24 protein-coding genes are annotated in these 26,452 nt (G+C 59.5%); 19 read left to right on the top strand and 5 right to left on the bottom strand.

What is annotated here, in order from left to right:
* The first annotated feature begins 496 nt into the window (after window positions 1-496).
* The 4 genes from L6762_RS04085 to holA all read left to right on the top strand — a co-directional run bounded on the left by L6762_RS04085 (window position 497) and on the right by holA (window position 4,616).
* On the top strand, window positions 497-1,039 hold the full coding sequence (locus L6762_RS04085) for a helix-hairpin-helix domain-containing protein (protein WP_237185706.1): 543 nt from the start codon (window positions 497-499) through the stop codon (window positions 1,037-1,039).
* A 245-nt stretch (window positions 1,040-1,284) separates the two neighbouring features.
* Window positions 1,285-2,628, top strand: a complete 1,344-nt coding sequence (locus tag L6762_RS04080; RefSeq protein ID WP_237185705.1) for a ComEC/Rec2 family competence protein — start codon at window positions 1,285-1,287, stop codon at window positions 2,626-2,628.
* Window positions 2,625-3,554, top strand: a complete 930-nt coding sequence (locus L6762_RS04075; RefSeq protein ID WP_237185704.1) for a ComEC/Rec2 family competence protein — start codon at window positions 2,625-2,627, stop codon at window positions 3,552-3,554. Before L6762_RS04080 ends, L6762_RS04075 begins: the two co-directional genes overlap by 4 nt.
* A 54-nt stretch (window positions 3,555-3,608) precedes the next feature.
* Window positions 3,609-4,616, top strand: coding sequence for a DNA polymerase III subunit delta (holA, locus tag L6762_RS04070; protein ID WP_237185703.1), 1,008 nt, complete (start codon window positions 3,609-3,611; stop codon window positions 4,614-4,616).
* Window positions 4,617-4,717: 101 nt separating this feature from the next.
* On the opposite strand, the gene rpsT is transcribed toward holA, so the two are convergent.
* Window positions 4,718-4,981 (bottom strand): 30S ribosomal protein S20, encoded by a 264-nt coding sequence (rpsT, locus tag L6762_RS04065; RefSeq protein ID WP_185172890.1) that lies wholly within the window; start codon window positions 4,979-4,981, stop codon window positions 4,718-4,720.
* A gap of 326 nt (window positions 4,982-5,307) precedes the next feature.
* Complete coding sequence (locus L6762_RS04060; RefSeq protein ID WP_237185702.1) at window positions 5,308-5,946, bottom strand: type II toxin-antitoxin system PemK/MazF family toxin; 639 nt, start codon at window positions 5,944-5,946, stop codon at window positions 5,308-5,310.
* Window positions 5,947-6,089: 143 nt separating this feature from the next.
* Between L6762_RS04060 and lepA the strand changes: the two genes are divergently transcribed.
* A complete protein-coding gene (lepA, locus tag L6762_RS04055) occupies window positions 6,090-7,946 on the top strand; it encodes a translation elongation factor 4 (RefSeq protein WP_237185701.1) in 1,857 nt (618 codons plus the stop codon).
* The gene (gene hemW / locus L6762_RS04050) at window positions 7,946-9,196 is read left to right on the top strand and encodes a radical SAM family heme chaperone HemW (protein WP_237185700.1); all 1,251 of its coding nucleotides are present in this window, start codon (window positions 7,946-7,948) and stop codon (window positions 9,194-9,196) included. Before lepA ends, hemW begins: the two co-directional genes overlap by 1 nt.
* Window positions 9,197-9,282: 86 nt before the next feature.
* Here the strand turns inward: hemW and L6762_RS04045 are convergent, their stop codons facing one another.
* Together L6762_RS04045 and L6762_RS04040 are read right to left on the bottom strand one after the other, a co-directional pair.
* Window positions 9,283-9,699 carry a DUF4870 domain-containing protein gene (locus L6762_RS04045; protein WP_237185699.1) on the bottom strand — a complete coding sequence of 139 codons (417 nt, stop codon included), beginning with the start codon at window positions 9,697-9,699 and terminating at the stop codon, window positions 9,283-9,285.
* A 157-nt stretch (window positions 9,700-9,856) separates the two neighbouring features.
* Entirely contained in the window at window positions 9,857-10,714 is an 858-nt protein-coding gene (locus L6762_RS04040; protein ID WP_237185698.1) for a DUF3097 family protein, read from the bottom strand.
* 204 nt (window positions 10,715-10,918) lie between these two features.
* Here L6762_RS04040 and hrcA point away from each other — a divergent pair, with 204 nt between their 5' ends.
* The 12 genes from hrcA (at window position 10,919) to L6762_RS03980 (ending at window position 24,261) form a co-directional block, all read left to right on the top strand.
* Window positions 10,919-11,911 carry a heat-inducible transcriptional repressor HrcA gene (hrcA, locus tag L6762_RS04035; protein WP_237185697.1) on the top strand — a complete coding sequence of 331 codons (993 nt, stop codon included), beginning with the start codon at window positions 10,919-10,921 and terminating at the stop codon, window positions 11,909-11,911.
* 46 nt (window positions 11,912-11,957) lie between these two features.
* Window positions 11,958-13,088: a molecular chaperone DnaJ gene (gene dnaJ, locus L6762_RS04030; RefSeq protein WP_237185696.1), complete on the top strand. Its 1,131-nt coding sequence runs from the start codon at window positions 11,958-11,960 to the stop codon at window positions 13,086-13,088.
* 9 nt (window positions 13,089-13,097) lie between these two features.
* The gene (locus tag L6762_RS04025) at window positions 13,098-13,856 is read left to right on the top strand and encodes a 16S rRNA (uracil(1498)-N(3))-methyltransferase (RefSeq protein WP_237185695.1); all 759 of its coding nucleotides are present in this window, start codon (window positions 13,098-13,100) and stop codon (window positions 13,854-13,856) included.
* Window positions 13,857-13,938: 82 nt separating this feature from the next.
* On the top strand, window positions 13,939-15,039 hold the full coding sequence (locus tag L6762_RS04020) for a PhoH family protein (protein ID WP_237185694.1): 1,101 nt from the start codon (window positions 13,939-13,941) through the stop codon (window positions 15,037-15,039).
* Window positions 15,040-15,043: 4 nt separating this feature from the next.
* A complete protein-coding gene (gene ybeY / locus L6762_RS04015) occupies window positions 15,044-15,550 on the top strand; it encodes an rRNA maturation RNase YbeY (protein WP_237185693.1) in 507 nt (168 codons plus the stop codon).
* A 3-nt stretch (window positions 15,551-15,553) separates the two neighbouring features.
* On the top strand, window positions 15,554-16,831 hold the full coding sequence (locus L6762_RS04010; protein WP_237185692.1) for a hemolysin family protein: 1,278 nt from the start codon (window positions 15,554-15,556) through the stop codon (window positions 16,829-16,831).
* Between the two features lie 39 nt (window positions 16,832-16,870).
* Window positions 16,871-17,953, top strand: a complete 1,083-nt coding sequence (locus L6762_RS04005; protein WP_237185691.1) for a GTPase Era — start codon at window positions 16,871-16,873, stop codon at window positions 17,951-17,953.
* Between the two features lie 154 nt (window positions 17,954-18,107).
* Window positions 18,108-19,517, top strand: coding sequence for an LCP family protein (locus L6762_RS04000; RefSeq protein ID WP_237185690.1), 1,410 nt, complete (start codon window positions 18,108-18,110; stop codon window positions 19,515-19,517).
* A gap of 207 nt (window positions 19,518-19,724) precedes the next feature.
* Window positions 19,725-21,467, top strand: coding sequence for a 2-isopropylmalate synthase (gene leuA, locus L6762_RS03995; protein WP_237185689.1), 1,743 nt, complete (start codon window positions 19,725-19,727; stop codon window positions 21,465-21,467).
* Window positions 21,468-21,578: 111 nt separating this feature from the next.
* Complete coding sequence (gene recO, locus L6762_RS03990; protein ID WP_237185688.1) at window positions 21,579-22,346, top strand: DNA repair protein RecO; 768 nt, start codon at window positions 21,579-21,581, stop codon at window positions 22,344-22,346.
* 3 nt (window positions 22,347-22,349) lie between these two features.
* Window positions 22,350-23,129, top strand: coding sequence for an isoprenyl transferase (locus tag L6762_RS03985; RefSeq protein WP_237185687.1), 780 nt, complete (start codon window positions 22,350-22,352; stop codon window positions 23,127-23,129).
* Window positions 23,130-23,175: 46 nt separating this feature from the next.
* Window positions 23,176-24,261, top strand: coding sequence for a quinone-dependent dihydroorotate dehydrogenase (locus tag L6762_RS03980; protein WP_237185686.1), 1,086 nt, complete (start codon window positions 23,176-23,178; stop codon window positions 24,259-24,261).
* 104 nt (window positions 24,262-24,365) lie between these two features.
* Here the strand turns inward: L6762_RS03980 and L6762_RS03975 are convergent, their stop codons facing one another.
* Window positions 24,366-24,977 carry a DUF3043 domain-containing protein gene (locus L6762_RS03975; RefSeq protein ID WP_237185685.1) on the bottom strand — a complete coding sequence of 204 codons (612 nt, stop codon included), beginning with the start codon at window positions 24,975-24,977 and terminating at the stop codon, window positions 24,366-24,368.
* A 58-nt stretch (window positions 24,978-25,035) separates the two neighbouring features.
* Here L6762_RS03975 and L6762_RS03970 point away from each other — a divergent pair, with 58 nt between their 5' ends.
* The gene (locus L6762_RS03970) at window positions 25,036-26,430 is read left to right on the top strand and encodes a M20/M25/M40 family metallo-hydrolase (RefSeq protein ID WP_237185684.1); all 1,395 of its coding nucleotides are present in this window, start codon (window positions 25,036-25,038) and stop codon (window positions 26,428-26,430) included.
* Window positions 26,431-26,452 lie beyond the last annotated feature (22 nt).

Genomic DNA, 26,452 nt, shown 5'->3' with positions numbered 1-26,452 from the left:
ACCTGCGAGGTTTCTGGGGCTAATTTCCGCAGGTCGGTGGGAGGGGCTTTATCCACAGGTGCCATCGGCCTTGGCCTAGACGATCGGAAGATTTTAGCCTGGGGCCATGTCTCAGAACTCTAGGTACCCCGCTGATACCCTACCGTCTGTTTCGGTTGAACCTGCCGATGTCGATACAGGTCAGCCGAGTCAGACCGATTATCTCTTGCGCAGCAGGCGCCACGGCCCTGCTCCTGCGAGCGCCACACGGAGTCCCCGCCATCGGGCGCTTCTTGAGCGTGCTTTGGCGTCTTCCGGTTCGGAGGCTCCCGGTCTTGGTCCGCAGGCTTCGGTGACCCGATGGCGGGTGCCTACGGGTGCTTTGGTGATTCTTGCTCTTGTCCTGGGTCTTGTTGCTCTGTGGCCTGTGGTGTTTTCTGGTGGCGGCTCGTCTGTGTCGGCGGTTCCTGTGGCTCCTTCTGGGGGTGCTGTGGTACCTGCTGATGGGGGTAGCCCGGTGCCAGGTGATGAGGCTGGTCAGGGGCTGAGCACCGGGGCGGCCGCTATCTCAGCGAATACCAACGGGGGAGGTGCGCCTGTGGTGGTTCATGTTGCCGGCGCGGTGCAGACTCCGGGAGTCTACGAGCTGGATTCTGGTAGCCGGGTGAACGATGCGGTCACAGCTGCCGGTGGGCTCAGGGACGATGCTGATACATCGGCGATTAATCTGGCAGCCCCTGCTAGTGACGGGAGCCAGGTCTATATTCCGGTGAAGGGCGAGGCACCACCTAGTTCGGCGGGTGGCGTCGAGGCCGCTCAGGGGTCGGCTGGCACGTTTCCCGGTACAGAGCGGGGTACGGACGCTGCCGGGCTAGTGAATATCAATACGGCAAGCACCGAAGAGCTTCAGACCCTGCCGAAGGTCGGCCCGGTGCTGGCTGCATCGATTATTAGCTGGCGGGAGCAGTACGGGGGTTTCAGCTCGGTGGATGAGCTGGACCAGGTTTCGGGCATTGGTCCAGCCACTCTTGAAGCTCTCCGCCCGCTGGTGACGGTATGAAAAGGGTACTGGCTGCTGGGCGGAGCTGGCAGCAGGCACAGGCTGAACGGGCCGAACATCGGCGGGTGCAACCGCGTCTGACCGATGCCCGTCTTGTGGTACCTGCTGTGGGGCTCTGGTGTTTTACTGCTCTGTGGATTCTTGCCGGGGCCCGGTGTGCGCTCTGGGCTGGGGCCCTGCTCGCTTGTCTTGCTCTGGGCTCCTGGTGCAGCGCCCAGATTTTAGTTCGGAAAAGTATTGCGAAGGTGAAAGGTCCACTGACCCAGGTACCGGTGTTTGTGTCGCATACCCTGGCGCTAACCTGCCTGCTCGCTGCCTTACAGACTGTTGCCCTTCAGGCCCGGGGCTACCCTCAACAGTGGGAGCTGATGCAGACTCTGAACGGGCAGGGAATACGAGTGACGGCTGAAGTAACTGAGGCCCGGCCTGCTCCGACGGGTGGGTATAGGTTGCAGGTAGAAACCGTGGAGATAAGGCAGGCTTCAAGGACCTGGAGCCAGCGGGTACCGCTCAGCGTCTATACAGATAAACTTTTTATTCCGGGGAGCACTGTCAGCGCGGTGGGGGAGTTGAAGGTCAGCGGAACCTACTACCGTTTGCAGGGAGCTGTGAGCCTGCTGGAGCACCCGGCTTCTGTAGCCCCTCTCTTCGAACTTAAGAGCGGGTTGCGCGATAGGGCAGTGGACCATCTGGGCGCCGAACGGGCTGGCCTGCTCCTGGGTATGGCCTACGGCGATGATTCTTCGCTGCCTGCACCGGCTCTTTCATCTTTGCGGGTGGCCGGTCTAACACACCTGACAGCTGTTTCGGGGGCTAACATTACCCTGATTTTTGTCGTCGCCTACCGTCTGCTCTACCCGTTGTGGCCCCGGCGCCCTGCCCTCATAGCAGTCGGAGTGGCCGCGTCATCGGCCTACGTCGTGCTGGTAGGGCTTGACGGTTCTGTACTCAGAGCCTGGGTAATGGGGCTGCTGGGAGCTCTAGGTCTGATTCTTGGCCACGGAGCCTACCGTCTGGCTTTCCTCTCAACCTGCGTAATGGCTCTTCTTCTGGCAGCACCACCCCTTGCCACCCACTACGGCTTTATTCTCTCGGTCGTGGCTACAGCTTCCCTCCTGATACTGGCACCGGCTATCTCGCGTCTCCTCAGTAGAGCGCTGCCCCTTCTGCTTGCTGATCTGGTAGCCCTACCCTGTGCCGCTAGCCTCTGGTGCGCGCCGGTTATCCTGATACTTTCTGAGTCCATCTACCCCTATACGGTCCTAGCTAACCTTCTGGCAGCCCCTTTGGTAGCGTCCATTACCGTGCTGGGGTTACTTGCCCTCATCGGCTACGCCCTGGGGCTAGCCCAACCCCTGCTCGATGCCCTCATGAATCTCGGTGGCTTTCTTACCCAGGGGCTGCTAGCGGTTGCTGCCTGGTGCTACAAGCTACCTGCAAGTCAGATACCTCTTGCGCTTTCACCGCTCACTCTAGGGTTGACCCTGCTGATCGTTGTGGGTAGCAGCTGGCTGGTTCTCTCAGCGGACAGGTCTCTCAACTCCCTGCCCCCGGCCCGCTTGCCTCGACTGCTAGGGAGCAGGCCGTGAACCGCAGGAGAAACAAAAGCCTCGTAGATCTTGCCCTCCTAGTGCTCGTGATAGGTCTAGCGGTTTTCCTGCTGCACGACCGTTGGCCGGTTGCACACCGGGCCCCTGATAACTGGCAGTGGCTCACCTGCGATGTAGGCCAAGGGGACGCCCACCTCATCCGTACCGGCCAGCGATCGGCCTACCTTCTTGATACCGGCGACGATTACTCGGCCCTCAAGTCCTGCCTCGACTGGGCCGGGGTAGACCAGCTGGAAGCTGTGCTCATAACCCATGCCCATAGCGACCATGATGGGGCGCTACAACGGGTTCAAAGTGACTTCGCCCAGCCGACGTTGGTGACGTCACCCCATTACAGCAGGCAGGGGGAGCAGACCCCGGTTACGCAAGGAACAGCTGCCTATCGGCTTTCTGCGGGCTCGGCCTTCCCAGCAGAGTCCGTTACCGCAGGGCAGCACGAGGCAGCCGGTCAGCCCCTGGGCCGGGTGCTCTGGCCCCCGGAGCAGGCCCAGCGAATTCCCGGTGCGACCGGCTCCTCTAGCTGGATCAACAATTCCTCCCTCGTCATCCACTGGTCTCTGCCTGCCAGGGAGACCGGCCAGAGGCCGCTGACCGTGCTCACCACGGGGGATCTTGAAGCGGACGCCGCCCACCGGCTTCTTGCCGAATCGGCAGGGCAGGTGCCTGCCGACGTCCTTAAAATAGCCCACCACGGCTCGGCGGGCAGCGGCACCGACCTGATCATCGCAGCCAGCCCCTCCCTAGCGCTCATCCCTGTGGGAGCAGGCAACAGTTATGGGCACCCGCATGAGAGTATTCTCAGCTTCCTGAACCAACGTTCTATCCCCGCTGCCCGCACAGACCTTTCGGGGCATCTGGCGCTGACCACCAGTGACCGGGGGATTGAGGTGACCGCCTCCGGCTAAACCTGCACAAAAGCGCTTTATCTGACAAGATAGAAAGGCACCCAAGGAGGATACATGGCACGCACACCCCGCACCCGCTCAGCTGGGCCAGATAACGGCTGGCGATCGGTTCCGCTTGCTCCACTCGTTTTGCTCTACGGCCCCGAAGAATACTTTGCTTCCCGGGCCACCCAGCGGCTCCGCCAGCTCTTTGAAGAGGCCCACGGCAGCTACGAACTCACCAGCCTTTCGGCCAAAGATTACCGGGCCGGGCAGCTAGACGTCCTTGCCAGCCCCTCACTTTTCGACGAACCCAAAATCATTGAGGTCACCCAGGTCGCATCCATGAGCGACGCCTTCCTGCAGGACGCCCTTGCCTATGCCGCTGCACCCCACGACTCCACCCTGGTGGTACTGCACCACGCAGGAGGTAACAGGGGCAAAAAGCTCATTGATACCATCAAGGCCAACAAGTCCTACCCGGTGGTTGAGTGTAAAGCCCTTAAAAATGAACGCGACCGGCTGGACTTCGTCATTTACGAGTTCCGCTCAGCCCAGCGCTCTATTGACCCGCCCGCAGCGGCAGCCCTCACGGCAGCAACCAGTGATATCTCAGAACTAGCCTCGGCTGCCCGCCAGCTCATTGCAGATGAGCCGGGTACCATCACTGTAGACACCATCGACCGTTACTTTGGCGGCCGCACCGAGGTCACCGCCTTTAAGGTGGGCGATGCTGCGGTAGCGGGCAACAGCAGGGAAGCCATTAAACTGCTCCGCCAGGCAATCGATACCGGGAGCGACCCTATCCCTATCCTGGGTGCTCTGGCTGCCCGCATGCGTAACATTGCCAAAGTGCACGGGGTGCGCGGTAACTCCAACCAGCTGGCGGGTGACCTTAAGATGGCTCCCTGGCAGGTAGAAGCTGCCCAGCGGGATTCCCGCAGGTATGCGCCTGCCGACCTGGCCCGCGTCCTGGCCCTGCTGGCCGATACCGATGCCCAGCTCAAGGGCGAGAATCTTGACTCTTTCTACCCCCTAGAAAAAGCCGTTCTGGCTATTTCCCAGGCCTCCCGCAACCACTAGCGACAGGGCAAGAAAGCACAAGGCCCCGCTCCCAGGAAAGGGAGCGGGGCCTTGTGTCACTTCGCTCTTAGACGCCGGCTAGAGGGGCCGGAATATAGAACTTAGGAAAGCTTGTTGACGAGAACGGTCAGACCGGACTTCTTGTTAGCTGCGTTCTTCTTGTGCAGAACACCCTTAGAAACAGCCTTGTCCAGCTTGCGGTTCGCAACACGAAGAGCTTCAGTTGCTGCTTCAACGTTCTGAGCTTCAACTGCCTCGTTGACCTTACGGATGGAGGTCTTGAGATCTGACTTGATTGCGTTGTTGCGCAGACGAGCCTTCTCGTTGGTGAGGATGCGCTTCTTCTGGGACTTGATGTTAGCCACGATTAAAAACTTTCTGTTTTTGTCTAATTGGTCGGTGAGGGCTGCGCTGACCGGTCATCGACTGAGCGGCGTGGGGATGCCTATGGCAACCAGTCAGCAGTGCCCGATGACCATCGGACACACAAGGGTTAACTTTATCAGCTCCGCCCCAGCTTAGGGCAGAGATATAAGCAACAATTTTTCTTAGACCCTGCCAGGTTGGGTGGAGCAGGCTCGCAGCGAAGCTGCTGGCTTCGGGGCTGGCGTGAATCGCTTGTGAGCGAAGCGAACCAGCGAGAGGGTCGGCAGCGAGCGCGAGCCTGTGTAACCCCTTGTGAGCAAGTTTCTTAGCGACGGCGGTAGGCCTCGGCGATGAAGTCGAAGGTTGCCCGGTCCATGATGGCTCCTTCACGGCGGATACCGTTCGGGTTGAGCTGGATGACACGGTTGAGTTTGACTTCGGAGTCGCGCCCTTCCTTGTCCCATACGCCTGTACCAATGTCCAGGTAGTTGGGGTCGGCGGTGCGGGAGTTGGAATGGTCCTTGCTGGTGAGCATCAGTCCCAGAAGGTAGGAACCGGAACGTCCGATGACCAGGACAGGGCGGTCCTTGCCCTGGCTGTAGTCCTCTTCGAAGGGGACCCAGGCCCAGACGACCTCGCCGGGGTCGGCGTCGCCGTCGAGAGCGGGGGAGTAGTCAAAGGCTACCGAGCCGAAGTAGTCGCCGGGGTAGCCGCCCTGTTCCCAGCTTCCGGTGGACTGACCGGCAGGGGCCTGCTGGTTACTGCCGGAGCCGAAAGTACCAAAATTGCCGTTGCCGGCGTCCGGATGCTGCCGGGTGCGCGTGCCTGCCTGGCTCCTGCCATCAGAGGGGCGGGTACCGGTGCCCTGCTGCTTATTCTTCTGGTTCTGGTATTTGTTCCATTCCCGGTAGATGCGCTGGCCGATGTTCAGTGCCTGCTGGATGGTTCGCATGTTGATCTTCATGGTCACTACAATAATCGCTGCTCATCGGCGCGCGAGCAGACACGCACCGGCTAAATGTGAGAAACTGGTTAACTGATTTCTACCGTCAGAGACCCGGTAGGCTCCCATGAGCTTTCTGAGAGTCGTGAAAGGACCCAACCCACGTGTCACCCTTGGCGACCAACCCGCCCAAACCGGCGGCCACTGACCCTTCCGTTATCCGTAACTTCTGCATCATTGCGCATATTGACCACGGTAAGTCCACCCTGGCTGACCGCATGCTGCAGGCCACCGGCGTGGTTACTCCGCGCGAGATGAAGGCCCAGTACCTTGACCGCATGGATATCGAGCGTGAGCGCGGTATCACTATTAAGTCCCAGGCTGTTCGTATGCCCTGGGAGGTGGACGGCGTCAACTATGCCCTGAACATGATTGACACTCCCGGTCACGTGGACTTTACCTATGAGGTCTCTCGTTCGCTAGCTGCCTGTGAGGGTGCGCTACTGCTGGTGGATGCCGCCCAGGGTATTGAGGCTCAGACTCTGGCTAACCTCTACCTGGCTATGGAAAATGACCTGACCATTATTCCGGTGCTCAATAAGATTGACCTTCCGGCTGCCCAGCCCGATAAGTATGCCGAGGAACTGGCTAACCTGATTGGTGTTGAGCCTGAGGATGTGCTGCGGGTTTCGGGTAAGACCGGTGAGGGTGTGCCCGAGCTGCTGGATCGCATTGTTGAGCTACTGCCCGCGCCCGAGGGTCAGGCTGATGCCCCCGCTCGCGCCATGATTTTTGACTCTGTCTACGACTCCTACCGCGGTGTGGTCACCTATGTTCGTGTGGTGGACGGCAAACTGGAACCCCGCCAGAAGATTAAGATGATGTCTACCGGCGCCGAGCACGACCTGCTGGAAATCGGTGTGATTTCTCCCGAGCCCAAGCCGACCGACGGCCTGGGCGTGGGCGAGGTGGGCTACCTGATTACCGGTGTGAAGGACGTCCGCCTGTCCCGCGTGGGTGATACCGTTACCGGTGCCCACAAGCCTGCCGCAGAAGAGCTGGGTGGCTACGAAGACCCCAAGCCCATGGTTTTCTCTGGTCTCTTCCCGATTGACGGCTCTGACTACCCGGCCCTGCGTGACGCCCTCGATAAGCTGCAGCTCAACGACGCCGCCCTGATTTACGAGCCTGAGACCTCTGCGGCTCTAGGCTTTGGTTTCCGTTGTGGCTTCCTGGGCCTGCTTCACCTTGAAATTGTGCGTGAGCGTCTGGAACGCGAGTTCAACCTCGACCTGATTTCTACTGCCCCCAACGTTATCTACGATGTGGTGGCTGAGGACGGCACCGCCCAGCGCGTGACTAACCCCTCCGAGTTCCCCGAGGGTAAGGTCGCTACCATTCGCGAACCGATGGTAGCTTGCACCATCATTGCCCCGAACGAGTTTGTGGGCGCGATTATGGAGCTGTGCCAGTCCCGCCGCGGCACCATGGGCGGCATGGACTACCTTTCCCAGGATCGCGTGGAACTGCGCTACCGCCTGCCCCTGGCCGAAATTGTCTTTGACTTCTTCGACCAGCTCAAGTCCAAGACCCGCGGTTATGCTTCTCTGGACTGGAAGTTTGACGGTGAGGAAGAAGCCGATCTGGTCAAGGTCGATATTCTGCTGCAGGGTGAGAAGGTTGACGCTTTCTCAGCTATTACCCACCGCGATAAGGCCTACTCTTACGGCGTGATGATGACCGGCAAGCTGCGTGAACTGATTCCTCGTCAGCAGTTCGAGGTGCCGATTCAGGCTGCTATTGGCTCTCGCATTATTGCCCGTGAGAATATTCGCGCTATGCGTAAGGACGTTCTCTCTAAGTGCTACGGTGGCGATATTTCGCGTAAGCGTAAGCTGCTGGAGAAGCAGAAGGAAGGTAAGAAGCGTATGAAGATGGTGGGCCGTGTTGAGGTTCCCCAGGAAGCCTTCATCGCAGCCCTGTCTTCCGGTGAAGAAGGTAAGGACAAGGGCAAGAAGTAATGCCAGCCCAGCCCCTGGGCGCTCCGGCCCCTTTGGACGGCAGAATCCCCGCTGATTCTGCCGTCCACGGCGTTGAGCGCGATTTTTCTCTCTACGTACACGTGCCCTTTTGCTCGGTACGGTGTGGCTACTGCGACTTCAATACCTACGCCACCGAGGATTTTGGCAACGGGGTGGGTTTGGGTACCTATGCCGAGGACGCCATCGCCGAGTTGCGCTTTGCCCGGCAGGTTTTGCGCGAGTCGGGTGTCGCTGACCGTCCGCTCTACTCTGTCTTTTTTGGTGGGGGAACCCCCACCAAGCTGCCGGCAGCTGACCTTGTGAGGATTCTGCGCGAAGCGGTTGAGCTGTTTGGTGTAGAAGAGGGTGCTGAGGTAACGACCGAGGCCAACCCCGACTCGGTGACCCGTGAGGACCTTGAGACGCTGAAGGCCGGTGGCTTTACCCGGGTGTCCTTCGGTATGCAGTCGGTGGTACCTGAGGTACTTGAGGTGCTTGATCGTACCCACACTCCGGCGAATGTTCCCAAGGTGGTTGCCTGGGCCAAAGAGGTTGGGCTGCAGGTGTCGGTTGATCTGATTTACGGGTCACCGGGGGAGAGTCTGGCCCAGTGGGAGCAGTCGGTGCGGGCTGCGGTGTCGTATGCCCCCGACCATATTTCTGCCTATTCGCTCATTGTTGAAGAGGGTACCAAGCTAGCTGCCCAGATTCGGCGGGGTGACTACACCATGCCCGACGAAGACCTGATGGCGGATATGTACCTGCTGGCTGAGCAGATCTTCAATGAGGCCGGCTACCACTGGTATGAGGTGTCGAACTATGCCAAGTCACCTGAGTGCCGCTCCCGCCATAACTATGCCTACTGGCGCAATCAAGACTGGTGGGGGATTGGCCCCGGTGCTCACTCCCATATCAACGGCACCCGCTGGTGGAACCTCAAACACCCTGTTCCCTATGCCAACCGGGTCCGTGCCGGCCAGAGCCCGGCAGCTGCCCGCGAAGTGTTAGGGGAGCAGACCCGTCGGTTTGAGGACATCATGCTGCAGGTCAGGGTCATTGATGGTCTGGAGATTTCCCGTCTGCTGGACAACGGTGCTACTGGCCGGGTGGAGACCTCCCTTGACTGGCTTCAAGGGCAGGGTCTGATTGATCCCGAGGCAAGAGCGGGCGGACGCGTGCAGCTCACCCTGCAGGGGCGTCTACTGGGAGATGCGGTGACCCGTGAGCTGCTGCCAGATATCGACAGCTAACTACTCTTGCCCTGCCAGGGGAAACTAAAGGGGGCGGTTTGAATCAGCTGAGTCAAACCGCCCCCTTTGGGATAAAGCCCGGGTGCCTATTTACCGCGGCGGGTGAGCTTGCTGAAAAGACGGGTGTTGCCCTTGTACTGATAGGGGTTGCCGCGGGTGACCTTGCTGCCAGCGACCAGGGCTGAGATTGCCAGATAGGTCCAGGCCAGAGCAGCAATCAGGCCAAAGAGCCAACCGATAGCCGGAATATTGCTCAGCATGATGGAGATAGCCAGAACCAGCGTAGGTAGCAGGGTGAAGTCGAGAGCTTCGCGAGATTCCTGCTCGGTGAAGGGGCCACGGCCCCGGTAGAGGTAGTAGATGACGGCCGCAGGGATACAACCTAGCACGCCCCCAAAATGTGCAGCGGTTGCGATATTTCGGTCTGCGCTAACAGACAGGTGTGCAGCGGTTGCAGATGACCCCTTGTAGGCGGTCGAGGAAGGTGCAGTTGCGGTCTTCAAGAATTCTTCTCTTTGAGGTTGAAAGGCGAATGAGTGATGCGTGGGCTTTAAGTCCAGCAAACACAATTTTAGTCAATACCGCTGTGGGACGGTATACGCCAAGCCTACGAATTTTCGGGGGAGCAGGACGATATTTGTCACACCGGCTGTAACCGCTCTAGCCTATTGACTCGTCAAGGGTGACGAAGTCGATGAGGTGTTCCACCGGCCCTAAGAGACTGGCTTCAAGGTCGGTATAGCTATTGACTCGTTTGAGGATAGAGTCCCAGCCAGCGCGGACGTCCTCGGGGGTTTCGGCTGCTCGGCCGAAACGCCGCAGTATGCCGGTCTTCCAGTCTTCCCCGCGGGGGACCTCGGGCCAGGCCTGCAAGCCAAGCACCTGGGGCTTAACGGCCTGCCAGATATCCACGAAGGGGTGGCCCACAATTAGCACGTTATTCCGGGCACCGGCAACTTCCATAGCTTCCTGCGCTAAGCGTTCTTCCTTACTACCTGCCACCAGGTGGTCTACCAGAATTCCGAGCTTACGGTGGGAAGCCGGGCCAAAGCTAGCCACTGCAGCAGCAAGGTCATCGACCCCGTGCAGGGGCTCGACTACAATACCTTCAACCCGCAAATCGTGACCCCAGACTTTTTCAATCAGTTCGGCATCGTGAACACCCTCTACCCAGATACGGCTAGCCCTGGCCGTCCGGGCCTGAACATTTTCCACAGCTACTGACCCAGATCTGGAAACCTTCTTACTCACAGGTGCTGGCTTCTTCTGAGGCTTGATGAGGTCAATACTGCGGCCCTCAAGCAAAAACCCCGGGCCCAGGGGGAAGAACTTGATTCGGCCCATCCGGTCTTCAAGACCCACCTGCGGCCCGGACGCCGTTGCCCGCAGGGTAACTGCCGCGCCCACAAAGCCGGTGGCAGCGTCCTCCAGTACCATACCGGGGGTCAAGGCCACCTTCGGTAGGCTAGGGCGGTGGGGCCTGAGGTCTGCCTGGCCCCAGCTATCGCGGTAGTCCATCTGTCTGCCTCTCACTCTCTTTCTAGCCCTATCTAGGGGCATTAGCCATCAGCGTACCGAGTTCTGATTCTAGTTCAGTGGTATTAGAGTTAATGGGTAACTTAGCACTCAAGGACAGTAAGTGCTAACTTGACCCAGTAGCCGTCTTTGCTCCACCCAAAACCCAGGAGCCAGGACTCAAGCCCAAAGAACCCAGGAGGTGCCGTGAACCACCCGAGACGCTTGCAGGTTCTGCAAGCCATCGTTGAAGAATACGTGCACACCCGCGAACCGGTGGGCTCCAAAACCCTTCTAGAGAGGCACCAATTGGGGGTCTCTAGCGCTACCGTCCGCAATGATATGGCAGCCCTCGAAGAACAGGGGCTGATACAAGCCCCCCACGCTAGTGCCGGGCGGGTGCCCACCGACCGGGGCTACCGCCTTTTCGTTGACCAGATATCGTCCCTACAGCCCCTCTCTGACGCTGAAAAACGGGCAATTCACACCCTGCTCGATAGCGCCGAAAGCGTTGATGAGATGATGAAGACCAGCGTACGTCTACTCTCATCGCTCACCCACCAGGTAGCTATGGTGCAGTACCCCACCGGCCCGGCTACCAGCGTGCGCCATATCGAGCTGGTCTCCCTCTCCAGCACCACGGTGCTGCTGATTCTTATTACCGACTCCGGCCAGGTTAACCAGCGAACCCTCACCCTTGCCCACAGCCCCGAAGAGCTTGCAGTAGCCCGCCAGCAGCTCCTTGACCTCTACGCCAACCGTACGCTCGACAGCATAGCCGCAGCACCGGCGTCCGCCCCCGGCAATAACCTGCTCGGCACCCTCACCGAGGCTTTGCACCTACTAGCAGCCCAGGGTGCCTCATCGCAGGTGCTCATCGCGGGTACCTCCTATCTTGCAGCCTCCACCGTAGATTTCAGGGGCAGTATCGCCCCGGTACTGGACGCTCTAGAAGAGCAAGTAGTACTCCTCAAGCTGCTCACCGACCTAGACCACGATGAACGCGGATTTGCCGTGAGTATCGGCTCTGAGAACCGCAGCGAATCCCTGGTCGAAACCTCGGTCGTCGCCAGTAGCTACGGGCCCGGGGGAGCTGCCCACGTGGGAGTCGTTGGCCCCACCCGCATGGACTACACCAGCACCGTCTCCAAGGTCAACGCCGTAGCCCGGTACCTATCCAAGATTTTGGGCCAGGCCTAGCCCTGCGCCTACCCCCTTTAAACCAGCCCATCGAAAGAGAGAACCAGTGAGCAGTCACTACGAAACCCTCGGCGTCTCACGCGATGCCAGCCCCGAAGAAATCAAGAAGGCCTACCGCAAGAAGGCCCGCCAGTTGCACCCCGACATCAACCCTTCGGAAGAAGCTGCCGAGGAGTTCAAGCGCGTCTCCCTCGCCCACGATGTGCTCTCTGACCCCGAAAAGCGCCGCATCTACGACCAGACCGGCAACGAAAACGGCACCGCCGGTGGCTTCGGTGCAGGAGCAGGCGGCTTCGGCGGGGGCTTTGGCGGCTTCCAAGATATCTTCGATACCTTCTTCAACTCTACCCCGCGCGGCCCCCAGAGCCGCGTCCGCCAGGGCCAGGATGCCCTCATCAACGTCAAGATCGACCTCAAAGATGCCGTCTTTGGCACCAACAAGCCCATCACCGTTGATACCGCCGTCACCTGTGACCTCTGCAAGGGTGAAGGAACCGCTGAGGGCACCCACCCCGAAACCTGCGATACCTGCCACGGCCAGGGCTACATGCAGCGCCAGGTCCAGTCGATTCTGGGCACCGTCGTGCAGCCCGTTGAATGCCCCACCTGCCGCGGGTTCGGCACCGTTATCAAGCACCCCTGCGCCGAATGCTACGGCGAAGGTCGCGTGCGGGAACGCAAGCCCCTCACCATCAAAATTCCCGCCGGCGTCACCAACGGCGCCCGCATCCGCCTGGCAGGCCAGGGTGAAGCCGGTACCGCAGGCGGCCCCAACGGCGACCTCTACGTTGAGCTGCGCGTCAACCCCGACCCCACCTTCAGCCGGGACGGCGATGACCTGGTAGCCACCGTAGGTGTGCCCATGACCGCAGCGGCCCTGGGCACCACCATCACCCTCGATACCTTCGACGGCCCCCAGCAGGTACAGATTCCCACCGGAACCCAGTCAGGTGACGTGGTCACCCTCAAGGACCTGGGCGTCACCCACCTGCGCGGCGGCGGCCGCGGCGACATCCGTGTACAGATTGAGGTGCGCACCCCCACCGACCTCACCGAGGAACAGAAGAACCTGCTCAAGCAGTTCTCCGAGCTTCGCGGCGAGGACCTGCAGGTCAGCGAAACCGTCACCCATAAGCAGGGCGGCTTCTTCTCCCGCCTCAAAGACCACCTCAAATAGGACGACCCCATGAGCAACGCTGTCTACTACATCGAACCTGACGAGCTGGCTGCCCTGACGCCAGGTGCCACCCTGCACCTGACCGGCGACGAGGGGCACCACGCCCTCGTTAAACGTCCCGAGCTCGGGGAAGGGCTCGACGTAGTAGACGGTGAGGGCAACCGCGCTATCACCCGGGTTACTGAGCTGGGTCAGGACGGCCCCGTGCTTGAGGTCCTCGAGCTCACCCAAGATACGGTGGGGGTAGAGATATACCTTGTGCAGGCCCTGGCTAAGGGGGATAGGGATATCCAGGCCATTGAGATGGCCACCGAGCTGGGCGCTCACGGGATTGTGCCCTGGAGCGCCGACCGGTCGATTGTGCGCTGGAAGATGGAGCGGGCCGTCAAAGCACGGGCTAAGTGGCAGAATACGGTGCGGGCAGCAGCTAAGCAGTCCCGCCGGGCCCTGCTGCCCCCGGTCTACGAGCAGCACTCGACCGCAGATTTAGCCGATCTTGCCCACGAGCTGGGGGAGGACGGCCTCTTCCTGGTTCTCCACGAACAGGCAGACTACCGTCTCACCCAAGCTCTTGAGCGGCACCTGACCGATCGGGTAAAAGAGGTCTACTTCATCGTTGGCCCCGAAGGTGGTATCAGCCCCCGAGAACTCGACCTGCTCGCAGAAGCCGGGGCCCACACGGTGCTGCTTGGCCCAGAAATCCTCCGCAGTTCTACCGCCGGTGCAGCCGCTATTTCTGCCCTCAACGTTGCGTTAGGACGCTGGTAAACCCCGTTCTGCTACAGGTAAAGTAAGAACTACCGCGTACGCTTTGTATTTCAAGGAGCTCTGACAGCCCGCACGGGCATCTATGACTACCTCATCTACGGCTAGCAGCCGCCCCCTCTCTGTTGCCCGCACCTTCTCCTTCCGGTCAACCGAAGAGATGGTCGCGGTACTTGGCCCCCACGACGGAAACATCACCCTCATCGAGCAAACCTTCCCCGGTCTCACCATTCGCCCCAAGGGACTAGACGTGGTTGTTACCGGCCCCTCAGAAACCGTTGCCACCACCGTCCGCCTACTAGCTGAACTCACCATTTTGGTAGAGAACGACACCCAGGTTACCGGAGACGTGGTCAAGCGCATCATGGGTATGATGACTGCCAGCCTCTCTCACCCCGCAACCGCCATCAGCCAGAACATTCTGAGCTCGCGGGGTAAGAATATCCGGCCCAAGACCATCAACCAGAAGTCCTATGTCGATGCTATCGATGCCAACACCGTGGTCTTTGGTATCGGCCCAGCAGGTACCGGTAAGACCTACCTAGCAATGGCTAAGGCTGTTCAAGCCCTCCAGTCAAAGGAGGTCAACCGCATTATCCTGACCCGCCCCGCTGTTGAAGCGGGCGAGCGCCTGGGCTTCCTGCCTGGGTCGCTGAACGAGAAGATTGACCCCTATCTACGCCCGCTCTACGATGCGCTGCACGACATGATGGATCCCGAGACCATTCCCCGCCTGATGGAGGCCGGGACCATCGAGGTGGCGCCCCTGGCCTATATGCGCGGTCGTACCCTGAACGACGCTTTCATTATTTTGGATGAAGCGCAGAACACTACGGTGGAACAGATGAAGATGTTCCTGACCCGCTTGGGTTTTGGCTCCAAGATGGTGATTACCGGCGACGTCACCCAGGTGGACCTGCCCGGTGGTCAGGCCTCAGGTCTGAAGCAGATCCGTCAGATTCTTGAAGGTATTGACGATATCCATTTCGCGGTTCTGCAGGCCGAGGACGTGGTGCGCCACTCCCTGGTCTCGGATATTGTGAGTGCCTACGATAAGTGGGATGATGCCAAGACCTCGATGGAGCGCCGCCGTAATCGCAAGGTCAAGCGCCAGACCATTGAGGCTGCGGCCGAAAAGCTGCTGCAGCAGTCAGGTATCGATGTAACCCCCGAAGAGAAGGCCTAGCCCTGTGAATATTGAGTTTGATATTGAAGAGCCCGGCGCAGAGGCGAGCGACTTTGTGCGTGAGTCTTTTGAGGCTGTCGATACCGGTGTGTTGGAGAAGCTGGTAGCCCACGCCTTTGCCCACATGAAGGTTTCACCCGAGACCGAGCTGTCCATCGCCATTGTGGGTGAAGAGGAGATGGAGCGAATCCATATTGATTGGATGGACCTACCCGGCCCCACAGACGTGATGAGCTTTCCCATGGACGAGCTCACCCCCGGCACCGACGAGGAGCTGGCCACCGGCGTCCTTGGCGATATTGTCTTGTGCCCGCCCGTTGCCGCCCGTCAGGGAGCGGACGCCGGCCACAGCACCCTCGATGAGCTCTGCCTGCTCACAACCCACGGCATCTTGCACTGCCTGGGCTACGACCACGCCACGGCGGAAGAAGAGGCTGAAATGTTCGGTATTCAGCGCACCATTCTTGAAGAGTTTCTGGGGCGCCCGGCACCTGTAGAGACGAGGCACTAACCGGTGTTTTCTTCTGCTTTGCTGGCCTGTGCCGTCCTGCTCTTAGTCTTGGTGGGCTACCTGCTCACCGCCGTTGAGTCGTCCTACACCTACCTGCCCCGCTCTGAGGCCCAGCGTCTGGGGGAGGAGCCCGAGAACAAGAGTATTCGGGCTATTCTCGCTGACCCCGAGCCCTACTTCCGGTCCCTGCGTATCTGGCGGGTTCTGGCTGAGGTGTCTTCAGTCGTCTGTTTCTTCCTGCTCGTCCACGACCTGTTCAGCCGCACCTGGGTGAGCGTCCTGGTCACCCTGCTGGTCATGACCGTTGTGGTCTTTGCCTTTTTCGGGGTTGCCCCCCGCCTGGTGGGCCGCACCAAGCATACTCAGGTCTTCTCGGCGATGGCTGGGGTGGTTTACGGGCTGGGCGTGCTGACCCGCCCCTTCTCGTCCGCTCTCACCGCCCTGTCCCGTAAGGTCAGCCCCAAGGACTCCGAGCAGGTGACCGGCATCTTCACTGAAGATGAGATTCTTGAGTTCGTTGACCGCGCCAGTTCTTCTGAGGCTATCGAAGACGACGAGGCAGAGATGGTGCAGTCCATTTTTGAACTCGATGAGACCCGCATCCGCTCAATTATGGTGCCGCGTGCCGATATGGTGACGGTTGACGTCACCGAAAGCCTGGACGACGCTATCTCCCTCTTCCTGCGGTCGGGCTATTCCCGCGTGCCGGTGCTGGGGGAGTCCTTTGACGATGTGCGTGGCATGCTCTACCTCAAGGACGCCCTGGCCGCCTCACGCGAGGCGGGGGCAGACCTTAAGAGCTTGGGGATTACCTCTCTGATGCGCCCGGTCCGCTATGAGCCAGAATCCAAGCGCGTGATGGACCTGCTCAAGGAAATGCAGCGTGAATCTACCCACGTCGCTGTGGTTGTTGATGAGTATGGCGGAACCGCCGGTCTTGTAACCCTAGAAGATCTCATTGAAGAACTGGTCGGCGACATCTCTGACGAGTACGACAACGAGAAGCCCGAAATCACCCTGCAAGACGACGGCACCTTCAAGATCAGCTCCCGCCTGAGTATTTGGGAACTGGGCGAGCTCTTCGGCCTAGAACTTGATGATGAGGACGTCGATACGGTCGGCGGTCTGCTAGCTAAACACCTGGGTCGGGTACCGATTATCGGCAGCGAAGTTGTTGTTGAGGGTATTCACATTAAGGCTATTGGTTCTCGTGGGCGCCGCAATAAGATTGGCACGCTCTCTGTTTGGGCGGACCCTGCGCCGCAACACCCTGTAAAGTAAAGCCAAGACATTACTTAATCCCATCATTGGAGTATCTGCATGGAGTTTGCTTCCTTCCCCGACGACTACACTGCGGGCTTTGCCGTTCTGGTAGGCCGCCCCAACGCCGGTAAGTCAACCCTCACCAATGCGCTGGTCGGGCAGAAGGTCGCTATTACCTCCAACCGCCCGCAGACTACCCGCCACACCATCCGCGGTATTGTGCACCGTGAGGACTTCCAGCTGGTGCTGGTTGATACTCCCGGTCTGCACCGCCCCCGTACCCTGCTGGGTGAGCGTCTGAACGACATGGTGGCGCAGACTCTCTCTGAGGTCGACGTCATTGGTTTCTGCATTCCTGCCGACGAAAAAATCGGCCCCGGTGACCGCTACATTGCGCAGCAGCTGGCTGCCTCGGGCAACAAGCCCATCGTCGCTATCGTCACCAAGGCCGATAAGGTGGGTCACGAGCAACTGACAGAGCAGCTCCTTGCCGTTTCGGCACTGGGCGATGAGGTCATGAGCGCTGAGCGGGCTGCCCGCCAGCAGCGCCGCGAACGTCAGGAACGCAAGAAGAAGGGGGAGGAGCTTCCCTTCCGTAAGGGTAGCGGCCCGGCCGCTACCCGTGAGAAGGGTCAGGCCACGCCTGCTCCGGTTAATGACGGCCGTGGCGGCTGGGCAGATATCATCCCGGTTTCTGCGGTTAAGGACTACCAGGTAGAAGAGGTCGCGAAGCTCCTTTCGTCCTACCTGCCTGACTCACCCCCGCTGTACCCCACCGGCGAGCTGACCGACGAGCCTGAGGCCACCCTGGTAGCTGAGCTGGTGCGAGAAGCGGCTCTGGAAGGCGTGCAGGACGAACTGCCCCACTCAGTAGCCGTCACCGTTGAAGAGATGGAACTGCGCGAGGGCCGCAGCGAGGATAACCCCCTGCTCGACATTCACGTAAACCTATTTGTAGAGCGAGACTCCCAAAAAGGAATTATTATCGGTAAGCGGGGAGCTCGCCTGAAAGAAATCGGTCAAACCGCCCGTAAGAACATCGAGGCCCTGCTCGGCACCAAGGTCTTCCTCTCCATTCATGTGAAGGTTGCCAAGGACTGGCAGCGCGACCCCCGCGCTCTGGGCAAGCTGGGCTTCTAAGTTTTCCCCTCTTATCAGGAGTTTCCTCCCAGTTTTACCCCCTAAGCTGGGCTGAAGAATCGGTCACCCCCGTACCGTAGACGAATCGGAGATACCTTTTATGGCGCCACAGGGTCAGCCCCCGCAGCGAGTTGTTACGCCCCTGGGGCGTCATATGAGCAACCAGCCTCTTAAGTCTCAGCGGGTCAAGTGGATAGCGCTCTCGTGCGTTGCCCTTCTCGCTATGGTGGTTGCTTTTAGCGGTTTTGCCCTGGTGCGTTTGCGCAGCAACGTGCAGACCGCCGAGATGAACATTGGTGAGCTATCATCGAATCTTGCCAGCGGCCCTCTCGATATTCTTGTGATTGGCTCCGATACCCGTGCCGGGAACAACGGGGCCTACGGTACTGCTGAGGACGCCGCCTCCGGGGCCCGCTCCGATGTGATGATGCTGGTTCAGGTGAGCGAAGACCGTTCAAACGTCAACGTCATATCCTTCCCCCGCGACCTGATGGTCGATATTCCCAAGTGCACGGACGCCGAAACCGGTGAGGTCTACCCCGCCACCGAAGAAACCCAGATTAACGAGTCCCTCGAACGCGGTGGCCCCGGCTGCACCGTGGCCACAATCAGCAACCTCACTGGCGTAGCTATCGACCACTTTATGCTGGTGGACTTTAACGCCGTCAAAGCCCTATCGAGCGTTGTGGGTGGCGTTGAGGTCTGTGTAACTGAGCCGATTGACGACACCTACAGCGGGCTCAAGCTCCCCGCCGGAACCTCCAGCGTTGAGGGTGAACAGGCTCTGGCCTTCCTACGTTCTCGTCACGGCTTTGGCGACGGCAGCGATACCGCCCGTATCCAGGCCCAGCAGAGCTTCCTCGCCTCCCTACTGCGGAAGGTCCAGGCTGAGGGAACTCTCACCAACCCGGCTATGCTACTCAACATCGCTGAGGCTATTACCCAGAACGTCACCGTCGATAAGGAACTGACTAACCTGGGTAACCTGGTGAGCATCGGCTCTATCTTTGCCAACATCGACCTGAGCAAGGTCGTCTTTGCAACCGTCCCCAACGAGCCCTACATCTACGACGAGAACAAGCTCCAGCTCTCTGCCGATGCAGAGGATTTCTTCACCAAACTTCAGAAGGATGAATCCCTGGTCGAGCCTGCCCCCGCTGCTACTGCCAGCGCGAGTGAATCGTCCGCCCCGGCTGCTGAACTGACCTATTCGCTGGGTGTGAGCGTTACCGATGCCACCGGTGTTGAGGACCGTGCTGAAGAACTGGCTCCCAAGATTGAGCAGGCTGGCTTCACCTCGGTGACAACCTCCACCACCGATGCGGTCTACACCGAGTCGGCAATTTACTACCCCTACGGCTATGAGGCCGAAGCTCAGGCTATTGCCGATCTCTTCGGTATTACCTCCCTGACCCCCTCAGACCAGTACGTGGGAATTGCCGTTGTTCTGGGGTCAGACCTGGCTGAGAGCGACACCATTGAAGCCCCCCAATCTGAGATTGCAGCGGGTGCTACCGGCCAGACCGCCGATCAGGTGACCTGCCAGCAGTCTTTCAGCTACTAAGCACCCACAACGGTTCCAAATAGTGGACGGGCGGTGGCAGGTTCTGCCGCCGCCCGTCTCTGTGTGATACCGTGACAGTATGAGTGAGATGACACTGGTACTCCTTATCTGCCGTATCGAAGCGCCCCGGGTGTAGCTTCGATACGGGTCAGTGCTACCCGGGACGATACCCCTTCCTCACCGATCTCAACATCTAAGGTCATCACGATGAAAAACTTTCAGAAGCCCTCACCCATGCCCGTACACAAGTACGTGCCATTTGACCAGCAGATTCAGGTTTCTTTGCCCGACCGCACCTGGCCTAACAAGACCATGACCAAGGCCCCCCGCTGGTGCGCTGTTGACCTGCGTGACGGCAACCAGGCCCTGATTGACCCCATGGACACCGAGCGCAAGCTCGCCATGTTCAAGCTCTTGGTCAAGATGGGCTACAAGGAAATTGAGGTCGGCTTCCCCTCAGCCTCGGCCACCGACTTCAACTTCGTGCGTACCCTCATCGAAGAGGGCCACATTCCCAACGACGTCACCATCCAGGTGCTGGTACAGTGCCGTGAGCACCTGATTCAGAAGACCTTTGAGGCTATCGACGGGGCCCCCAAGGCTATCGTCCACTTCTACAACTCCACCTCTGTGCTGCAGCGCCGCGTGGTTTTCAACCAGGACCAGGACGGCATCTTGGATATCGCCCTCACCGGTGCCCGTCTCTGCAAGAAGTACGAAGAGCAGCTGGCTGGCGACACCAAGATCACCTACGAGTACTCACCTGAGTCCTTCACCGGCACCGAGCTGGAATACGCGGTTCGCGTCTGCAACGCTGTCACCGATGAGCTGGGTATTGGCGAGGGCAACGAGGTTATTATCAATCTCCCTGCCACCGTTGAGATGGCTACCCCTAACGTATATGCCGACTCCGTAGAATGGGTCAGCCGCAACCTGACCAACCGGGAGCACGTCATTCTCTCCCTGCACCCCCACAACGACCGGGGCACCGGTGTAGCTGCAGCTGAGCTGGGCTACCTGGCCGGTGCAGACCGTATCGAGGGCTGCCTCTTTGGCAATGGCGAGCGCACCGGTAACGTTGACCTGATTACCCTGGGCCTGAACATGTATACCCAGGGCATCGACCCCGAAATTGACTTCTCCGACATCGACGAGATTCGTCGAACCGTTGAGTACTGCAACCAGCTGCCCGTTCACGAGCGTTCCCCCTACGGTGGCGACCTGGTCTTCACCGCCTTCTCAGGCTCACACCAGGACGCCATCAAGAAGGGCTTCGAGCGTATGGAGAAGGACGCTGCCGAGCAGGGTAAGAGCGTCGATGAATTGGTATGGGCTGTTCCCTACCTGCCCATTGACCCCAAGGATCTGGGCCGTACCTACGAGGCTGTGATTCGTGTGAACTCTCAGTCGGGCAAGGGCGGGGTGGCCTACCTGCTCAAGAAGGACTTTGGGCTCGATTTGCCCAAGCGCGCCCAGCAGGAGTTCTCTGCTATTGTGCAGGCTCAGACCGATGCCCAGGGTGGCGAGGTTGAGAGCAAGGCCCTGTGGGATATTTTTGCCGATGAGTACCTACCGAGCAGGGAGGCGGACGCCCGCTGGGGCAAGTACCGCATTGAATCGCTCTCTATTGACTCTGAGGAGCACGGAGAGACCACCATGCGGGTTGGCCTGAATATTGCTGGCCATACCTACAACCGCGTGGGTCAGGGTAGCGGCCCCATCGAGGCCCTGCAGTCAATTTTGGCCAAGGAGGGCGTGGACGTCCGCGTGCTCGACTACTCGGAGCACACCCTGGCTTCTGCGGCGAGCGCCCAGGCGGCCTCATACATTGAGGCAGCGGTGGGGAGCCGGGTGCTGTGGGGTGTCGGTATCGACAGCTCGACCACTCGTGCCTCACTCAAGGCGATGATTTCAGCGGTGAACCGCGCACTGCGTGACTCTGCTGAGTAGAGCATAAGTGTGGGCCGTACCGGGACTTCCGGTACGGCTCACCTTTTGACAGTGCCCCGTATAACAGGTCAGGGTAGAGACCTGGCACACTGAATGTGGGAGAATAAAGACGTGACTTCAGCGCTATCTACGACTAAGACCATTCGTGATAGCGCTATTGTTTTACGCACCCAGGATCTGGGGGAGCACGACCGCATTATTATCCTGGCTACCCGGCAGCGGGGGATTGTGCACGCAGTAGCCAGGGGAGTGCGCAAGAGTAGCTCAAAGATTGGTGCTCGGCTCGAACCCTTCATGCTGGTCGATATTTCGGCTGCACCCGGTAAAAAACTCGCTACGATTTCGCAGGTTGTTACCCGCCGCGCCTATTTGGGGCCGATTATCAACGACTACACCCGTTACACGGTCGCGGCTGTCTTAGCCGAAGTGGCAGAGCAACTTCTCAACCACGAACAAGAGCGCTTAGAGGAGCAGTTCACGCTGTTGGCCGGGGCCCTCTCAGCCCTAGCGCGGGGTACCTACCCGCCCCACCGCATCCTTGACTCCTACCTGCTGCGAGCCCTGCACAGGGCGGGCTGGAGCATGGCCATTGGTGCCTGTGCCGCCTGCGGCAGTCTGGATGACCTCACCTATTTCTCCCCCTCCCTGGGGGTGCTGTGCACCGGGTGTGCGCGCACCGGTGACTTCCCTCAACTCAGCCCCCTAGCACAGGAAGAACCCGCTTATTTAGCGGCCCTCGCTACTGGCGACTGGCCCGGCATTTTGAGCGAGCACCCGCCCGCGCTCCGGCAGAGGGCAGAACGGCATATCATGGACTATGTGCAGTGGCAGCTTGAGCGGCCGCTCAAAACTCTAACCACCCTAGAGAAGGAAATCTAGTAGATGACACCGGTGAAGCCCTACAGCCACCCCAGCGGCGCCGTAGCCCCTGCGATTCCGAGCAAGTTCGTGCCTCAGCACGTGGCCGTGGTGATGGACGGTAATGGACGCTGGGCCAACGAACGCGGCCTACCCCGCAATGAGGGCCACCGAGCCGGTGAGGCAGCCCTGCTTGATGTGGTGGCTGGTGCTATCGAAATGGGTATTCCCTATGTTTCTGCCTATGCCTTTTCAACCGAGAACTGGCGTCGTAGCCCCGACGAGGTCGCCTTCCTCATGCGGTTCTCCTCTGAGGTTCTAGAACGTCAGCTAGAGACCCTCAAGAGCTGGGGGGTTCGCATCCGCTGGGCTGGCCGTCGGCCCAAGCTCTGGAAGTCGGTTATCAAGCTGCTCGAAAAGTGCGAAGAAGAAACTAGGCACAACACCCTGTGTACCCTGACCATGTGCGTCAACTACGGGGGTAGGGCAGAAATTGCGGACGCCGCCGCCCTGATTGCCGAGGACGTCGCAGCCGGGCGCCTCAAGCCCAAGCACATCAACGAAAAAATCTTTCAGAACTATCTCGACGAGCCTGACCTGCCCGACGTTGATCTTTTCCTCCGAACCTCGGGTGAACAGCGTTTCTCTAACTTCCTTCTCTGGCAAAGTGCCTATGCCGAGATGGTCTTTATGAACGTGCTCTGGCCCGATGTTGACCGTACGGTACTGTGGCAGGCGGTAGAAGAATATGCCCTCCGCGACCGCCGCTACGGAGGGGCCGTTGATAAGGTGACCCAACCCTAAGTTTCCTCCCATACTAGGCGAAAGCCGCGGCTGAAAGGGGTCCGATATGCGGATCTACCCAACCCTGTTCAAACTCTTCTTCAAACCCATGGACGCCGAGAAAGCGCACCATGTGGGCATGTGGGGGGTGCAGACCCTTCGCCGCACCGGTATTTCTCGCCTGGGGGGCCGCTACTTTGCGCCACACCCGTCACTGGCTACCGAGGTCATGGGCCTTACTTTCCCCTCGCCTTTCGGCGTTGCTGCTGGTTTTGATAAGGGCGGTAAGGCAATTCCGGCGCTGGGTAACCTGGGTTTTGGACACATTGAAATCGGCACTATTACCGGTCAGGCTCAGCCGGGCAACCCCCAGCCCCGCCTTTTCCGCCTGGTAGATGATAAGGCCATTATTAACCGCATGGGCTTCAATAACGATGGGGCGGCAGCAGCTGGGCCCCGTGTCGCTGCCGCCCGCGCGGACCTTGAAGCCGAATATCGGGGTAAGGTACGCCCCGTCATTGGTGTCAATATCGGTAAAACCAAGGTGGTAGCCCTTAAGGACGCCATCGAGGACTACTTGGTGAGCACTCGGGTGCTTGCGCCCCAGGCTGACTATCTCGCTGTAAATGTCAGCTCACCGAATACTCCGGGTCTGCGTGACCTTCAGGCGATTGAGACTCTTGAACCTCTACTTGAGGCTGTACGTGCTGAAGCCGACCGCGTTGTGCAGGGGCGCCGCGTGCCCCTGGTCGTGAAGATTGCTCCTGATCTGGCCGATGAAGATATTAAGGACGTTGCCGCGATGGCTCTGCGTCTGGGGTTAGATGGCATTATTGCCACGAACACCACGATTGCTCGTGAAGGGCTGGGCCTGGTTAGCCCTCGAGCTAAGGTTGAGGAAATTGGCGCAGGTGGACTCTCAGGCGAGCCCCTCAAGAAGCGTTCACTTGAGGTTCTCCGTCTGCTGAAAGCTGAGGTGGGCGACCAACTGGCTCTTATCTCGGTAGGTGGCGTTACCACCGCTCAGGACGTCACCGACCGCCTGGATGCGGGCGCCAATCTGGTGCAGGGTTACTCTGCTTTCATCTACGAAGGCCCCCTGTGGGCAGCTCATATTAATCGTGGACTATTGAAATTGCGGAAAACCCGCTAGACTAGACACGTGAGATTATGACACAAAGGGGCGCTACCTCTCTAGAGAGGTAGCGCCCCTTTGAATTTAAGGTTGAAAGCTAGCGGATTTACTCCGTCGTGGCCTTACTTGGGGTATTCGCCGCGCTTAACCTGAGGCTTGGGCAGGCGGAAACGGCGAATCATCATGACGCGGTTGAAGGCGTAGAAGCCGGAGCGGGGCTCAATGGAGCCAAACTTTTCGGTCAACTTCTTCTTGAGCCCGCGCCACATAATCATGTAGTCGATGGCCCAGAGTAGAATCATGCCCCACATCAGCAAGATAGTGTACTGCTGCATGCTGGGGGAGAAAAGGCCCACGATAAAGACAGCCAGGATGACGATAATCATGATGTCGCCTACGTTGAAACGGGCATCAACATAGTCACGGATGTAGCGGCGCTGGGGGCCACGATCATTGGCGGGCAGGTAGCGTTCATCGCCAGTTTGCAGGGCCTGCTGCTGTTTTGCCCGGAACTCGCGGTCAGCTTCACGCTGGGCGTCCTTTGCAGCCTTGCGATCTGCGGGAACCAGGGGAGTGCGGCGGGCAGCTTCGCGTTCTTTTCGGGAAGGGGTAGGACGCCCCTTAGGCGCGGTGTACCCCGGCTGGGTGGTTTCAGGGGTTTCGTTTGCTACCGGAGTAGCCTCGGCAACCACAGAACCAGCATTTTCTGATGATTTCTTATTACGACCAAACACCCCTTAAGAATAACCAAGTTCGTGCGTAGATATACAGTCAGAGCGTATTCTGAGATGTATGACAACACACGATTTTGATTTTTCTGCCCGCCCGGCTCTAGCAACCTACATCGAAGAGAACTTTGAAGCTCAGCTTGAACATCTAGCTGAGCTCGTGGCCATCCCTTCTGTTGCCTGGGAGTCTTTTGACCTCACCGAAGTACAGCGCAGTGCCGAAAAGGTGAAGAGCCTGGCAGTAGATGCCGGTTTTGAAAGTGTTGAGATTCTCTCAGCGTCCTACGGGGAAGGCCAGCAGGGTATGCCTGCGGTCGTAGCCCACTCACCGGCTGCACCTGGCTTCCCCACCTTCTTGCTCTATGCCCACCACGATGTGCAGCCAGCTGGCGACCGCTCCCTCTGGGAAACCGAGCCTTTTGTCGCCACTCGCAAGGGCGATCGCCTCTACGGCCGCGGAGCTGCGGACGACAAGGCCGGCGTCATCGCCCACCTGGCTGCCTTTAAGGCTGCGCGTGAAGTATTAGGCGACGACTTTAAGGTTGGCGTCACCCTCTTTATCGAGGGCGAGGAAGAGGCTGGTTCACCCAGCTTTGATAACTTCCTGCATACCTACCGTGACAAGCTTGCTGGCGACTACATCGTTGTAGCAGACTCGGCTAACTGGAAAACCGGCGTACCGGCCCTTACCGCGGGCCTGCGTGGTGTGGCGAGCGGTGATATTTCTGTACGCGTGAGCAGCCACTCGGTTCACTCCGGCATGTTCGGCGGCCCCCTGCTGGACGCCAACACCGTCCTTATCCAGCTACTCGCCACCCTGCACGATACTCAAGGTTCAGTTGCGGTTGAAGGTTTAGTTACTGCACCTGAACCTGACGTTGAATACCCTGAGACCGATTTCCGCACCGATTCTGGCATTCTCGACAGCATGAAGCTGGCAGGTCAGGGGTCCATCTCCTCCCGCCTCTGGTCCCAGCCCGCTATCTCCGTCATCGGTATGGACATCACCTCGGTTGCCGAGTCCTCAAATACTATTGCTGCCACGGCCAAGGCGCGCATCAGCGTCCGCCTGGCTCCCGGCCAGGATCCCGCCGCAGCCCACCGGGCACTTGCCGAGCACTTCGCCCGCCACAACCATCACGGGGCAGAGGTGACCTACCACGCAGAAGACTCCGGCCAGCCCTACCAGGCCGACCTTTCTGGCAGTGGCGCCCAGCTAGCCCTGGCAGCACTGGGGGAGGCCTGGGGAGTTGAGCCTGTCACCACCGGCATGGGCGGGTCCATCCCCTTCATTGCGACCCTCACCGAGGTCTACCCCGATGCCCACATTCTGATTACCGGTATCGAAGACCCCGACACCCGTGCCCACAGCGCCAACGAGTCTCTGTTCATCCCCGACTTCCAGAAGGCAATCCTGGCTGAGGCCCTTATGCTGGCGGCAGCTCACACCGGCAACTAGGAAATTCACTTGACTGCGAACA

The sequence above is a fragment of the Rothia nasimurium genome (assembly GCF_928381705.1).
GTDB classification, from domain to species: domain Bacteria; phylum Actinomycetota; class Actinomycetes; order Actinomycetales; family Micrococcaceae; genus Rothia; species Rothia nasimurium_G.
This window is presented reverse-complemented; position numbering and strand designations above follow the sequence as displayed.